Source organism: Oceanobacter sp. 3_MG-2023, assembly GCF_030688925.1.
Taxonomy (GTDB): Bacteria; Pseudomonadota; Gammaproteobacteria; order Pseudomonadales; family Oceanobacteraceae; genus Oceanobacter.
Genome location: NZ_JAUYVX010000003.1, coordinates 133635 through 147098 on the forward strand (window position 1 = coordinate 133635; position 13464 = coordinate 147098).

Annotated in this window: 14 protein-coding genes and 2 tRNA genes; 1 reads left to right on the plus strand and 15 read right to left on the minus strand. The window is 52.6% G+C overall.

Translation table 11 applies throughout. The features are described 5' to 3' along the window. Positions 1 to 2: 2 nt before the first annotated feature. The 15 genes from nadA to clpB all read right to left on the minus strand — a co-directional run bounded on the left by nadA (position 3) and on the right by clpB (position 12136). Positions 3 to 1037, minus strand: coding sequence for a quinolinate synthase NadA (gene nadA / locus Q8W32_RS03970; RefSeq protein ID WP_303433762.1), 1035 nt, complete (start codon positions 1035 to 1037; stop codon positions 3 to 5). Positions 1038 to 1172: 135 nt separating this feature from the next. Next, a tRNA-Lys gene (locus Q8W32_RS03975) sits at positions 1173 to 1248 on the minus strand. A 154-nt stretch (positions 1249 to 1402) separates the two neighbouring features. After that, positions 1403 to 1478: transfer RNA gene (locus Q8W32_RS03980), tRNA-Lys, on the minus strand. Positions 1479 to 1537: 59 nt separating this feature from the next. After that, on the minus strand, positions 1538 to 2305 hold the full coding sequence (gene ybgF, locus Q8W32_RS03985) for a tol-pal system protein YbgF (RefSeq protein WP_303433763.1): 768 nt from the start codon (positions 2303 to 2305) through the stop codon (positions 1538 to 1540). Between the two features lie 8 nt (positions 2306 to 2313). Continuing rightward, the gene (pal, locus tag Q8W32_RS03990; protein WP_303433765.1) at positions 2314 to 2877 is read right to left on the minus strand and encodes a peptidoglycan-associated lipoprotein Pal; all 564 of its coding nucleotides are present in this window, start codon (positions 2875 to 2877) and stop codon (positions 2314 to 2316) included. A gap of 28 nt (positions 2878 to 2905) precedes the next feature. Next, positions 2906 to 4165: a Tol-Pal system beta propeller repeat protein TolB gene (gene tolB / locus Q8W32_RS03995; RefSeq protein ID WP_303433767.1), complete on the minus strand. Its 1260-nt coding sequence runs from the start codon at positions 4163 to 4165 to the stop codon at positions 2906 to 2908. Positions 4166 to 4185: 20 nt separating this feature from the next. Next, positions 4186 to 5031 carry a cell envelope integrity protein TolA gene (gene tolA, locus Q8W32_RS04000; RefSeq protein ID WP_303433769.1) on the minus strand — a complete coding sequence of 282 codons (846 nt, stop codon included), beginning with the start codon at positions 5029 to 5031 and terminating at the stop codon, positions 4186 to 4188. Continuing rightward, positions 5028 to 5477, minus strand: a complete 450-nt coding sequence (gene tolR, locus Q8W32_RS04005; protein ID WP_303433770.1) for a protein TolR — start codon at positions 5475 to 5477, stop codon at positions 5028 to 5030. Before tolR ends, tolA begins: the two co-directional genes overlap by 4 nt. Beyond that, positions 5477 to 6187, minus strand: a complete 711-nt coding sequence (gene tolQ / locus Q8W32_RS04010) for a protein TolQ (RefSeq protein WP_303433772.1) — start codon at positions 6185 to 6187, stop codon at positions 5477 to 5479. The genes tolR and tolQ overlap by 1 nt, the downstream gene beginning before the upstream one ends. Positions 6188 to 6189: 2 nt before the next feature. Then, complete coding sequence (locus tag Q8W32_RS04015; protein WP_303433774.1) at positions 6190 to 6636, minus strand: YbgC/FadM family acyl-CoA thioesterase; 447 nt, start codon at positions 6634 to 6636, stop codon at positions 6190 to 6192. Further along, positions 6623 to 7654 (minus strand): Holliday junction branch migration DNA helicase RuvB, encoded by a 1032-nt coding sequence (ruvB, locus tag Q8W32_RS04020; protein ID WP_303433776.1) that lies wholly within the window; start codon positions 7652 to 7654, stop codon positions 6623 to 6625. Before ruvB ends, Q8W32_RS04015 begins: the two co-directional genes overlap by 14 nt. After that, complete coding sequence (ruvA, locus tag Q8W32_RS04025; RefSeq protein WP_303433778.1) at positions 7651 to 8262, minus strand: Holliday junction branch migration protein RuvA; 612 nt, start codon at positions 8260 to 8262, stop codon at positions 7651 to 7653. The genes ruvB and ruvA overlap by 4 nt, the downstream gene beginning before the upstream one ends. An 81-nt stretch (positions 8263 to 8343) precedes the next feature. Then, positions 8344 to 8874, minus strand: coding sequence for a crossover junction endodeoxyribonuclease RuvC (gene ruvC, locus Q8W32_RS04030; RefSeq protein ID WP_303433779.1), 531 nt, complete (start codon positions 8872 to 8874; stop codon positions 8344 to 8346). Positions 8875 to 8882: 8 nt separating this feature from the next. Further along, a complete protein-coding gene (locus Q8W32_RS04035) occupies positions 8883 to 9317 on the minus strand; it encodes a protease complex subunit PrcB family protein (protein ID WP_305413810.1) in 435 nt (144 codons plus the stop codon). 200 nt (positions 9318 to 9517) lie between these two features. Next, complete coding sequence (gene clpB, locus Q8W32_RS04040; RefSeq protein WP_303433783.1) at positions 9518 to 12136, minus strand: ATP-dependent chaperone ClpB; 2619 nt, start codon at positions 12134 to 12136, stop codon at positions 9518 to 9520. A 333-nt stretch (positions 12137 to 12469) separates the two neighbouring features. Between clpB and Q8W32_RS04045 the strand changes: the two genes are divergently transcribed. Continuing rightward, positions 12470 to 13387: a DMT family transporter gene (locus Q8W32_RS04045; RefSeq protein ID WP_305413813.1), complete on the plus strand. Its 918-nt coding sequence runs from the start codon at positions 12470 to 12472 to the stop codon at positions 13385 to 13387. The last annotated feature ends 77 nt before the right edge of the window (positions 13388 to 13464 follow it).

The window sequence follows — 13464 nt, forward strand, 5'->3', positions numbered from 1 at the left end:
AATCAAGCCTTGAAGTCCAACATTCGTTGCAGACTCCGAATCGCACCGACCCGCAGGGGTTCGGCAACAAATATTTCCTGATCGCCATTATCCAACACACTGGCAATATTGCGCAGACCGTTCATCGCCATCCAGGGACAGTGGGCACAACTGCGGCAAGTAGCGCCATTACCGGAGGTTGGCGCCTCTACCAGTAACTTGTCGGGTACCGCTTGCTGCATTTTGTAAAAAATGGCTTTGTCAGTAGCCACAATCAGCACAGGGTTAGGCAACTCTACCGCCGCCTTGATCAACTGACTGGTCGAGCCAACCGCATCGGCCAGCTCAACCACGGACTGAGGAGATTCCGGGTGCACCAGAATCGCGGCATCCGGATATACCAGCCGCAAATCCTGCAAGCCCTTGGCCTTGAATTCATCATGGACGATGCATTCGCTGTCCCAGAGAATCATATCCGCACCGGTCTCCCGGCACACATAATCCCCAAGATGACGATCAGGTGCCCAGATCAGTTTTTCACCCTTGCCGTGTAAATAGTTCACCACATCCAGCGCAATACTGGAGGTCACCACCCAATCGGCACGGGCTTTCACCGCCGCCGAGGTATTGGCGTACACCACCACGGTACGATCCGGGTGCTGATCACAAAACTCAGTAAATTCATCCACCGGACAACCAAGATCCAGTGAACAGGTCGCTTCCAGCGTCGGCATCAAGACCCGTTTTTCCGGGCTGAGTACCTTGGCGGTCTCACCCATAAAACGCACCCCGGCCACCACCAGGGTACTGGCTGGATGATTGGCACCAAAGCGAGCCATTTCAAGAGAATCGGCAACACAGCCGCCGGTTTCTTCCGCCAGCGCCTGAATAGCAGGATCGGTGTAATAATGCGCTACCAGGACGGCATCTTCGCGCTGCAGCAGCGTACGAATCTGTTCCTTGTAGTGAGTAATCTGGTCAGCGTCCAGTGGGGCTTCAGGAGTTGCCCAGAAATCCTGGACGATATGTCGTTGTTCTTGTTCAGCGGCCTGGGACATAGGGTTCTCGGATACCAGTCGAAATGCAAACAGGGCCAAGTGTAACACAGTAGAAAAGCAGGCAATGGCCACTGCGTTTAAGCGAATCGCAAATAAAAAAGGGAGAAAGCAATGCTTTCTCCCTTTTTTAGGAATTGGTGGGTCGTGCTGGATTCGAACCAGCGACCAATTGGTTAAAAGCCAACTGCTCTACCAGCTGAGCTAACGACCCGATACCTTCGTATTCTACTGACAAGGAATAAATTGTCAACCTTTTCAGTAAGTTACCCCATCCTTAAATCTGCGTCCGAACAAATCTCCGAAAGATTTTTGTTCATTTCGATCTGTAATTACTTGAGTAACTACAAACCAACACCAGATTTTAATGGTGGGTCGTGCTGGATTCGAACCAGCGACCAATTGGTTAAAAGCCAACTGCTCTACCAGCTGAGCTAACGACCCGAAGGAGGCGCATATAATACTTAATTTTGGGGGAGTGACAAGTCTTTTTTAATAAAAATTTATTGTGCCGGTGTTATTTTTTCCAAATAACCCTCAGCCTGACGCACCGTTACAGGAGAAGACGTTGCATAACGTTCCTGGATAGTCTCCAACCAGTGTTGAGCTGCCGCGGTATCACCGGATTTGTGCAGGGTCACTGCATATTTGTAAGTCGCATCGGCCGCCTTGCTGTGATCAGGAAAATCATCAATCACCGTGCGGAAACTTTCCAATGCTGACGGATACTCACCCCGTACCAGATACACTTCACCGTTCCAGTACCAGGCATTGGCCACCAGTTCATCCTCGGGATATTGCTCAACAAAGCGTCCGAATGCCTGATTGGCCTGTTCAAATTTTTTGTCTCTCACCAGCATCATTGCCTGGTTATACACGTCCTGCGCAGAGGCTTCTGCTGATGCAGCAACAGCAACCGGTTTTTTATCGGCTTCTGTCGTCAGATACACAATACGCCGATCCAGATCCAGATAGCGATTGTCACCGTCCCGCTTGAGTTGCCGTAATTCGTTACTCTGCCGCTCAATCTGACCACGCAGTTCAGCAATTTCCTGCTGCATTTGCTCAACCTGCATCAACAACTCGTTGACCAACTCTGGAGAGGCACCGGACTGGGTCGTACTGGGAGAGGGAGAAGTAACAGCAGGCTGACTAACGGAAGCAGTCGATGACGCAGGAGTTACCACGGGGGCAGCTCCTACCGAAACCCACTCTTCCGCTTGCAGGCTGGCAGATAATGCCAGCGAACAAAGGAAGTACAATGATTTCATTAACGACTCTAGTATTTCACTTCAACGCGACGGTTTTTGGACCAGCTGGATTCGCTGTGACCCATGGCAACCGGACGTTCTTCACCAAAGCTGACAACTTCCAGCTGACTGGCACTGGCACCATTGGCCAGCAAGAAACGACGGACAGCCATACCGCGACGCTCACCCAAAGCCAGGTTGTACTCTACAGTACCACGCTCATCGGCATGACCTTCCAGAACAACGCTAGCCGAGCTGTTTGCAGCCAGGTAAGCGGCGTGTGCTTTCAGGGCAGCCAGGCTGCTGCTTTTGATTGAGCTCTGATCAAAGTCAAAGTAGAAGACAGTCTGTTCAAGCAATGCTGCTTCAGCTTCTGTCATCCGGGATTCCAGAGTCTCGCCACTGACTGCAGAGGTATCAACCGCAGTCGTGCTTGCGTCTTCAACCGTTTCTTCAACTTCGGTAACCACTTCTTCAACTTCAGTTACAGTCTCAGATTCGCCTTCGTTGATTTCACCAGTGCTTGAACATGCAGCAACCAGCAGTGCTCCCAGTGTTAACCCCAAGGCTTTATACAATGCATTTATTTGCATAACTGTCTTCCCACTCCACTTGATGTTTTTAGTTTTTAAAAATCGGGGACCACGCTGGCTCCCTTACATCGCCATATTTGGATGGCAATCGAAATTTGACGTCACCATCCACAGAGACTGCGGCTAATATGCTGCGATCTGCTTCACTGGCTGCATAAATTACCATACTTCCATTAGGTGCAACACTCGGTGACTCATCAAGGTCGGTATCTGTTGTAAGAATATGAACTTGTCCCGAATGCAGGTCCTGAGAGGCAATATGAAAGTTCTTGCCTTCCCGGTGCACATAAATCAATTTGCGCCCATCATCCGTGACTCTGGCTCGGGCATTATAGCTACCCTCATATGTTATTCGTTTGACAGCTTTGCTACTGACATCCAACTGATATATCTGTGGCCCACCCGCCCGGCTGGAAGTAAATACCAAATGACGATTATCCATCATCCACTGTGGCTCAGTGTCAATAGCGTAATGATTTGTCAGCCGCTCGGTTTTGCGACTGGCAAGATCCATTACATAAATATCCGGATTCCCCAAATAAGACCGAACAAAGGCCAACCGCGTACCGTCTGGTGAAAATGCCGGTGCACTGGTCGATCCTTCCATTTGTAACACCAGCTCACGCTTGCCAGTCGCCAGTTCCTGAAAATAAATAGCACTGCGGCCACTTTCAAATGACACATACGCTACCTTCTTGCCATCCGGTGCCCAGGCAGGGGAAATAATCGGATCCTTGGAAGTAAATACAAGCTGTTCCCTGGCACCATCGGCATCGGCATAATTCAAATTAAAGCGCGTACGTTCACGATTGGTCGTCACATAAATAAGCCGGGTTGAAAATACTCCAGGAATACCCGTCAGTTTTTCAAAAACATAATCACTGATGTAATGGGCGATATCCCGTAATTGACTGGCTTTGCCTTTAACCCTGTGCCGTAGTAACTCTACTTTCTGATGAACATCCAGAACATGGAATTCCATAGCATATCCGCTATCATCGATCGAAATACGGCCAATTACGACAAAATCCTGGCGCAAATTGCGCCAATCACTATAAGTAACCGCTTCAAGGGCCGTTGGCTGACTGATCATATTCGCAACCGGCAATACCTTGAAATAACCACTGCTACCTAAATCGTTGGCAATAATACCGCTGATATCTTCAGGCAGCTGACCTTCTCCTTGCCATTCGAATGGCACAACCGCGATAGGAATCGCGGATTGCTTGCCTTGAGTCACTTCGATAACCAGTTCAGCCTGAGCCATGCCAGTCATCATTAACAGCATCAGTATGCTAATCCATTGTTTTACCACGTTGCATTCTCCGGTCTGAAAACCATGGTGAGTGTACGGAAACTGCGCTCGAATACCCGCACGTCTTTGGGAACCGGCAAGGGTGATGCCTTGAGCACCGCCTGTTCAACCGAGCGATCCAGCGCCGTGTTGCCACTGCCTTTGATAACCACAACACTGATGACTTCCCCGGTCGGAACCAGATTGATACGCACCGTTACCTGCTGGTCGGGCTTGACTGCTGGCGGGTACAGCCAGCTGCGCTCAACTTTTTCTCGCACCTGGGAAACAAAGTCTGCCTCCAGCTCCGCTTCGACTTTGGCGCGCCGTTCATTCTCTTGCTGTTGTTGCATTTCCTGAGCGGCCTGCTCGGTTGCCAGTTGCTCCAGCAGTTGCTGTTCTTCTTCGCGTAACTGCTGCTCACGCTCGGCAGCGGCTGCCGCTTCTTCGGCTTCAGCTTTTGCCTTGGCATCCGCCGCGGCTTGTGCCTCAGCTTCCGCTTGCTGTTGTGCTTGCTGTTTTTTCTGTTGGGCCTCAGCCTGCTGCTTTTTCTTTAGTGCCAAAGCATCGGCTTCACGCTGCTTTCTGGCTTTCTCGGCCGCCTGTTTTTTCTTCAGCGCATCAGCGGCCTGTTGTTTTTGTTGTTGGGCATGTTGTTGCTGTGCCTGTTGTTGACGCTGCTGCACGGCACGATTTTCTGTTGCGACCACATTCGCAATAATATGTTTGGGCACCGGGGGCTTGATGATGCGCTCTGCCGCAGGCCATTGCAGCAAGAATAAGCCAGCAACACCGCCATGCAGCAAAATGGCCAGCATCACTGGTATCGAGTAAGACGACGGCTTAAACCACTGTTTCACTCGCCTGCTTCCGCATCCGGGGCTTCAGTAATCAGACCTACATCCGATATACCCGCCACTTGCAAACCTCCCATCAGGCGCACGACCTTGCCGTAGGCAACCTGCTCATCCCCTCGAATCATGACCCGGGTAGCCGGAACCTCGGCTTTTACCTTGGCCATATAATCCTGTACTTGCATCAGAGTCATCGCCGCGGGCTGGCCTTCTTCACGCTCGATAAAATACACACCCTGCTGATTCACAGAGATAACCAGGGTATGGTCATCAGGTTCAATTTCAACCGGCGTCGAGTCAACCCGGGGCAAGTTCACCTGGATACTTTGTACCAGCATGGGAGCTGTCACCATAAAAATCACCAGGAGCACCAACATTACATCGATGTAGGGCACAACGTTGATTTCTGCAACAGGCCGTCGTTTGGCCGCCGGTGGCTGCATTGACTCCATTATTTTTCCCCGCTTGCCGCAGGCTTGGCCCCTTGTTTCAACCGTAATGCCTGTCGGTACAGCAATGAAGAAAATTCATCGGCAAACGTATTCATGCCTGTCGTCAAGTGATCCACCCGCGAAACAAACCGGTTATAAAAAATAACCGCAGGAATGGCTGCCAACAGACCCATGGCGGTCGCTACCAGTGCTTCGGAAATACCCGGGGCCACGGTTGCAATGGTGGCCTGCTTGACCGAAGCCAAACCATGGAACGAATTCATAATGCCCCACACCGTACCAAACAGGCCGATATAAGGACTGGTGGAGCCGACGGTGGCCAGCATAGGCAAGTGAGCATCCAGCGCTTCCGATTCCCGGGTAATCGCAATCCGCATTGCCCGCTGGCAGCCCTGGATCATGGCATCCGGGTCATGCGTACTCTGCTGCCGCATCTTGCCAAATTCTTTCAGCCCCGCCATAAAGACGTTTTCGATCATGCTGGTTGTTTCTTTGGCCTGACACTCTCGATACAGATCATTGAGGTCGGCACCGGACCAGAAGCGATCTTCAAAATCCAGCAATTGGGCACGGCTGGCAGATAACACCCGGCTGCGCTGGAAGATCACAACCCAGCTACTCACCGACGCCAGCAACAGCATCAGCATCACCAGCTGTACAACAATACTGGCATTGAGCACCAGGCTGAAAATGGACATGGACTCGTTCACTGCTACTCCCTGACATCCGTTGAGTTCCCCGCGGCGGACAACTGATCCTGCATACGGGTGGTAATAATGGCAGGCAAAGCCATCGGCTTGCCTTCAAAGTTCATGGTGGCGATAACAACATTCGCAGTCACCAGCCGTTCATGCTCACCGCTGTTATTGATGCGACTGACCAGGTGCGATATGTGCAAGCGGGCTTTGCCGACCTTATCGACCTGCACTGAAACATTCAGTTCATCATCCAGCCGGGCCGGTTTGCGGTATTTGACGTCAATGGCAGTTACGACAAGCAGAATACCCTGCTGTCGCAGTATTTCCTGGCCAATATCCATGGACCGCAACCACTCGGTTCGGGCGCGCTCCATGTAGCGTAAATAATTGGCATGATAAACGATGCCACCGGCATCGGTGTCTTCAATATAAATACGGACCGGCCAGTCAAACAGATTCATCTTGAGGCCCCAGTCGTGCCGGCAATGGCAAACCAAAATGCAGGTAGGCCAACCGGGTTGCCATGCGGCCTCGTGGCGTGCGGGTAATATAACCCTGTTGCATCAGATAAGGCTCCAGTACATCTTCGATGGTATCCCGTTCTTCACCAATGGATGCTGCCAGGCTGTCGACCCCGGCGGGGCCACCATCGTATTTTTCCATCAGGGTTAATAACAGGCGACGGTCCATATGATCAAAGCCCTGGGCATCCACATTCAACATGTTCAGTGCTGCATCGGCACAGGCCAGATCAACGCTGCCATCCCCCTTGACCTGGGCATAATCCCGTACCCGCCGTAACAGGCGGTTGGCAATCCGCGGCGTTCCGCGCGCACGACGAGCAATTTCCCTGGCCCCGGCGTGATCGACTTCCAGCTCCAGTAGTGAGCCTGAGCGACTGACAATGGTGCTGAGGTCGTCCTCATTATAAAACTCCAGTCGCTGTACAATGCCAAACCGGTCTCGTAATGGCGAAGTCAACAACCCCGCCCGCGTGGTCGCACCCACCAGGGTAAAAGGTGGCAGTTCTATCTTGATGGAGCGGGCTGCTGGCCCTTCTCCCACCATGATATCGAGCTGATAATCTTCCATCGCCGGATACAGTACTTCTTCTACCGCGGGATTCAGGCGATGGATTTCGTCAATAAACAGTACATCACCCGCTTCGAGGTTGGTCAGCATGGCGGCCAGATCACCGGCTTTTTCCAGTACCGGGCCAGACGTGGACTTGATCGATGCGCCCATTTCGACAGCAATGATATTGGCCAGCGTGGTTTTCCCCAGTCCGGGTGGACCAAACACCAGCGTGTGGTCCAGAGCCTCCTGGCGGGCACGAGCAGCACCAATAAAGATTTCCATCTGCTCCCGCACCACGGGCTGGCCAATATAGTCGTCAAGGGTTTTGGGGCGAATAGCACGATCTTGATGCTCTTCACCCGGAGCCGACACAGGACTGATAAAACGATCAGTTTCTATCATGCGTTACCCAGACTGTTTTTGAGGGCCAACCGAATCAGTTCTTCCGCGGTGGTCGCCTGATCCACAAACTTGTTCAGCATCCGGGCTGCCTCTGCTGGCTTGTAGCCCAGAGACACCAGTGCCGACTCGGCTTCCAACAGAATCATATCTGCAGACGCCTGCTCAGCATGATCCGCGGCTTGCCACAGCGGAGCCGGTGTCTGCCATTCTTTCAGGCGATCACGCATCTCCACGACCAGCCGCTCAGCCGTTTTTTTGCCAACGCCAGGCAAGCGGGTCAAGGCGGTAATGTCTTCATTATGCACACACATGGCAAAGGCATTAACATCCATACCAGACAAGATAGCCAATGCCAGTTTGGGTCCGACGCCGCTGACCTTGATCAGGGTCCGAAACAAGGAGCGCTGGCTTTTATCACTGAAACCATACAACTGGTGAGCATCTTCACGAATCGCCAGATGGGTATACAGCACCACAGGGGAGCCGGTATTCCCCAGGACGGCAAAGGTCGTCAGCGGGGCCTGCACCTCGTAGCCAACGCCATTGACATCAACCAGCAAATCCGGGGCGGATTTTTCGAGCACAACGCCCTGTAAACGACCAATCATAGCGATACCTGCACAAAAAGCGGCTTAGCCTACCAGCAAAGCCAAGCATGGCTCAACTGCCCGGACAAAGCACAGTTGGAGTCAAGAAGGAAAGTTAACCGGACGTCCCCGGCGGCTGCCTTTGGCACCGGCCCGGGCAACCAGGCTGGCAGCAGTAAAGGCATGACAAAGCGCAATCGCCAGCGCATCCGCCGCGTCTGCCTGCGGCCGGCCGGGCAATTTCAGCAAGGTTTGCACCATATGCTGAACCTGTTCTTTTTCCGCTCCGCCGGTACCCGTCACCGCCATTTTAATCGCTCGCGGAGCATACTCCGCCACCGGCAGTTGCTGTAATGCCGCGACAACCATAGCGACACCACGTGCCTGACCGAGTTTCAGCGCCGAGGCGGCATTTTTTCCCATAAAGGCCTGCTCAATCGCAAATTGTTGCGGCGACCAGGTTTCGATCACTTCATTAACCGAGGTGAAAATAGTCTGTAGCCGCTGTGGCATGTCGCCATCACCGCAGCGGATACAGCCGCTGGTGATGTACTCCACGCGCTGACCGACGGCATTAATCACACCAAAGCCGGTCACTCGTGAGCCGGGGTCAATACCCAGAATAATTGCCAAACCAGCTCCTAACGGGGGTTAGCCGGATTAAAGAATTGCCAGACGGCACCAGAATCACTGCTACTGACCCGCAACGATTGCCATGTTTCTGGCAAGGTCAGCATGATACAGGGGGATGTCATGACTTGCGCGGCTATACTGCCTTGTTGTGGCAGCTGCTCATGGAAGGTCACTGACACCATACTGTCTCTCATTTCACTTTGCTCCAGTACCACCTGGTAACCGGGGGTTGGACGCGGACCCAGTGCAATAACGACCTGACTACCATCCTCTTTCAGCGTAACGCCGGCATCCATGCCGCAGTGAAGCTGGTTTTCAGCATGATCGCCCAGATCCACCACGGACCCTGCAACCGATGCACAGGCGGTCAACACCAGTGCCGTACTGATTGTTAGCAACTGGCTGGCTTGCACCAGCCATGAATTCTCCATATGCCGAGCCATCACCATATCCTCCAGATTCCGGGCTGCACGTATTATTCCGTTGTCACAGCGGCAACAACCATTCAAATACCGCGCTTGGCAACAGATTCTGCAGCCATCATACAGGCAGCCAGAGCAACTCGTCGGATTCACCACAAAAAAACGGCCCTCTCGGGCCGCTTGATGAAGTCAATAATCAAATAACATCACAATGCTTACGATTACATGGCCACAACAGGATGCCGAGAACTGAATACCAGAGTGGAACCACCCTCTTCCTGTTCTGCCACATCAGCCATGATGGTATCCCCCGGCATGAATTTGCCCGAGAGAATATCCTGCGCCAGTGGGTTTTCGACCCAGCGCTGAATTGCCCGTTTTAATGGCCGAGCGCCAAAGACCGGGTCGTAACCCACATCCACCAGCTTGCCAATCGCAGCGTCACTGAATTCCAATGACAGATCACGTTCCGCCAGGCGGTCACGTAACATCTGCAACTGAATATCAGCGATCCCCCGGATCTGGTCTTTCATCAGCGGATGGAATACCACCGCTTCATCGATACGGTTGATAAATTCTGGCCGGAAGTGATTACCCACAATCTCCATAACAGCATCACGCATGTTTTCATACGGCTGATCGGCAAACAGGTTCTGGATCACATCAGAGCCCAGATTCGAGGTCATCACCAGCACAGTGTTCTTGAAGTTCACCCGACGACCATGACCATCGGTCAATTGGCCATCATCCAACACCTGCAGCAGGATGTTAAACACATCCGGATGGGCTTTCTCGACCTCATCCAGCAAGATCACAGAATAAGGCTTGCGTCGTACCGCTTCGGTCAGGTGACCACCTTCTTCGTAACCCACATAACCTGGAGGCGCACCAATCAAACGGGACACCGAGTGTTTCTCCATATATTCCGACATATCAATCCGTACCATGGCGTCCTTGCTGTCAAACAGGAAGTTGGCCAACGCCTTGCACAGCTCGGTTTTACCCACCCCGGTCGGGCCAAGGAACAGGAAAGAACCATGAGGTCGATTCGGGTCCGACAACCCGGCGCGGGAACGTCGTACCGCGTTGGCCACGGCCTTGATGGCCTGATCCTGTCCCACCACGGACTCATGTAATACATCTTCCATACGCAGCAGTTTTTCCCGTTCACCTTCCAGCATCCGGCTCACCGGAACGCCGGTCCAGCGAGAAACCACTTCAGCGATTTCATCTTCCGTCACCTTGTTACGTAACAGGGTAAATTCCTGCGAGCCATTGGACTCGGCTTCATTGGCACTGGCCAGTTGTTTTTCCAGCTCAGGAATACGGCCATATTGCAGTTCCGACATTCGTTGCAAATCACCACTGCGACGGGCAGCGTCCATCTCGATTCGAGCCTGCTCGAGCAATTCCTTCGATTTGGAAGCACCTTCCAGCAGGGCTTTTTCCTGCTTCCAGACATCTTCCAGCTCGACATAAGCACCGCTGGCTTTATTGATGTCGTCGTTCAGGTCACTCAGACGTTTTTTCGCTGCTTCGTCTTTTTCTTTTTTCAGCGCTTCGCGCTCAATTTTCAGCTGAATCAGGCGACGTTCCAGCTTGTCCATTTCCTGTGGCTTGGAATCGATTTCCATACGAATCACCGAAGCGGCTTCATCAATCAGGTCGATTGCTTTATCCGGCAACTGGCGATCAGCGATATAGCGCGTGGACAGTTTTGCCGCCGCAATAATGGCGCTGTCGGTAATCTGTACGCCGTGGTGAACCTCGTAACGCTCTTTCAGACCACGCAAAATGGCGATCGTATCTTCGACCGACGGCTCATCCACCATGATTTTCTGGAAACGACGCTCCAGCGCTGCGTCTTTCTCGATAAATTCCCGGTATTCGTCCAGGGTGGTAGCCCCCACACAGTGCAACTCGCCACGCGCCAATGCCGGTTTCAGCATATTGCCCGCATCCATCGAGCCTTCGCCCTTACCCGCCCCTACCATGGTGTGCAGCTCATCAATAAAGAGCACGATGCGGCCTTCTTCTTTAGCGACGTCTTTTAATACGGCTTTCAGTCGTTCTTCAAACTCACCCCGATATTTGGCACCGGCCACCAGCGAGCCCATATCCAGCGACAGAATACGTTTATCCTTGAGGGTATCCGGCACTTCACCATTGACGATACGCTGGGCCAGACCTTCTACGACTGCGGTTTTACCCACCCCGGGAGCACCAATCAGAACCGGGTTGTTTTTGGTTCGGCGTTGCAGTACCTGAATCGTGCGGCGGATTTCATCATCTCGACCAATCACTGGATCCAGCTTGCCCGCTTCGGCCCGTTCGGTCAGGTCGATACAGTATTTTTCCAGCCCCTGGCGGCTGTCTTCCGCATTGGCATCGCTCACAGTTTCACCACCACGCATATCCTCTATCGCCTGTTTCACTTTGGTGGCATCAAGACCGGCCGCTTTTAGCGCCTGGCCTGCAGCCCCTTTGTCTTCCAGTGCCACCAGTAGAAAAATCTCGCTGGAAACGTATTGATCGCCCTGCTGTTTGGCCGCTTTTTCGGTGAGGTTCAATAACCGTCCCAGCTCCGCCGACACCTGGATTTGCCCATCAGGGTTGCTGACCCGAGGTTGATCTTGCAGTACCTTCTGCAGGGCTTGCTCCAGCTGCGGCACATTGCTGCCAATACGACGAATTACATCTTTGACCGAACTATTGGCCTGCTGTAACAACGCCAATAACAAATGGACGGTATCAATCTGATTGTGATCCTGGCTCAAAGCCAGGCTTTGGCTTTCGGCCAGGGCGTTTTGCAAACTGGTGGTTAAACGATCCATACGCATACAGAGCTTCTCCTCTGGTAATACCGGCAAACACCAGCCAAGGAAGGCCGGTACTCGCAGCGTTGTACAAAATAAAGTCGGGCAAACTGAAGTTGTGCTAAACAGTGACTGCCTTAATGGTAAATGGAGACTTGATGAATATTTTTCAAGTAAAAAACTTCAAAAACAAGAAAATCTAATAGTTGTTTATTGATCCTGAGCAATATTCATCATCCATCCGTATACTGATGCCCAAACCAGCAAATCAGCCAACACCGTCAATACTACGCCGACACAACACTGCTGATATTGAGTCATTTCAATGAATTTAAAGACCAGAGGAATTACACCACTGTGAGTCGCGAACTGCGTATCGGGGCGTTATACCTGATGTTGGGAGAAGCGCTATTAGCCATCATGGGCGCCCTGATCAAACATTTGTCAGACGATCTGTCGACAGAGCAAGTGGTGTTTTTCCGCAATATCCTTGGGCTGATCGTACTGGCCCCCCTGATCATGAACAGTGGCATTGGCAGCCTCAAAACCAGCGTCTGGCATTGGCACCTCATGCGTGGACTGGTAGGGGTTGCAGCGATGTACTGTTATTTCTGGGCGCTTGGCAATATGCCACTGACCGAAGCCTTTCTGGTCAAGCTGTCGAGTCCTTTTTTTATGCCGTTACTGGCCTGGTGGTGGCTAAAAGAACCCACGGGCAAGTTCAGTGGCCTGGCCCTGCTGATCGGATTTTCAGGTGTCGCGATTATTCTGCGCCCCGGAGCCGATAGCACCTTTACCCTCGCAGCCTTGATCGGTTTGCTCGGGGCTGCCCTGGCAGCTCTGGCCAAGGTCACCATCCGGCGTATGTCGGTGACGGAATCCAGCCAGTGTATTGTATTTTACTTTGGCCTGATTGCCAGCCTGGTCTCTTTTCCCGCCGCCCTGATGAACTGGCGACCGGTTCCGGATGATGCCTGGTGGTGGCTCGCAGCGATGGGCCTGGTGGCAACAGTCGGCCAGCTGGCATTAACCAAAGCGTATCGCACCGCACCGACCGGCAAGGTCGGCGTCTACGTTTACAGCGCGGTTATTTATGGCGCCTTGATGGGTTGGTGGTTCTGGGATGAAATCCCGGGCTGGACCACCATTGCCGGAGCAGTGCTGATTATTCTCGCCGGTATCGTTAATCTGTGGCAGCCTCGTAGCCGTGGCACTCCAGACGCCACGACTGCCACGGCCACCAGCGCGACGACGGCGACAGACAACAGCCGATGACCATGCGCCAACGGATATCACGACTTTACTGACAATTAGCCCAATACGGGCCAAAGGGCATTGAATCCACGCCATTT

Bases quoted from the DNA above. Each gene is read 5' to 3' on its own strand.
- nadA (WP_303433762.1), bottom strand. From the start codon at position 1,037: ATGTCCCAGGCCGCTGAACAAGAACAACGACATATCGTCCAGGATTTC.
- ybgF (WP_303433763.1), bottom strand. From the start codon at position 2,305: ATGAAATCATTGTACTTCCTTTGTTCGCTGGCATTATCTGCCAGCCTG.
- pal (WP_303433765.1), bottom strand. From the start codon at position 2,877: ATGCAAATAAATGCATTGTATAAAGCCTTGGGGTTAACACTGGGAGCA.
- tolB (WP_303433767.1), bottom strand. From the start codon at position 4,165: ATGCTGTTAATGATGACTGGCATGGCTCAGGCTGAACTGGTTATCGAA.
- tolR (WP_303433770.1), bottom strand. From the start codon at position 5,477: ATGGAGTCAATGCAGCCACCGGCGGCCAAACGACGGCCTGTTGCAGAA.
- Q8W32_RS04015 (WP_303433774.1), bottom strand. From the start codon at position 6,636: ATGAATCTGTTTGACTGGCCGGTCCGTATTTATATTGAAGACACCGAT.
- ruvB (WP_303433776.1), bottom strand. From the start codon at position 7,654: ATGATAGAAACTGATCGTTTTATCAGTCCTGTGTCGGCTCCGGGTGAA.
- ruvA (WP_303433778.1), bottom strand. From the start codon at position 8,262: ATGATTGGTCGTTTACAGGGCGTTGTGCTCGAAAAATCCGCCCCGGAT.
- Q8W32_RS04035 (WP_305413810.1), bottom strand. From the start codon at position 9,317: ATGGCTCGGCATATGGAGAATTCATGGCTGGTGCAAGCCAGCCAGTTG.
- clpB (WP_303433783.1), bottom strand. From the start codon at position 12,136: ATGCGTATGGATCGTTTAACCACCAGTTTGCAAAACGCCCTGGCCGAA.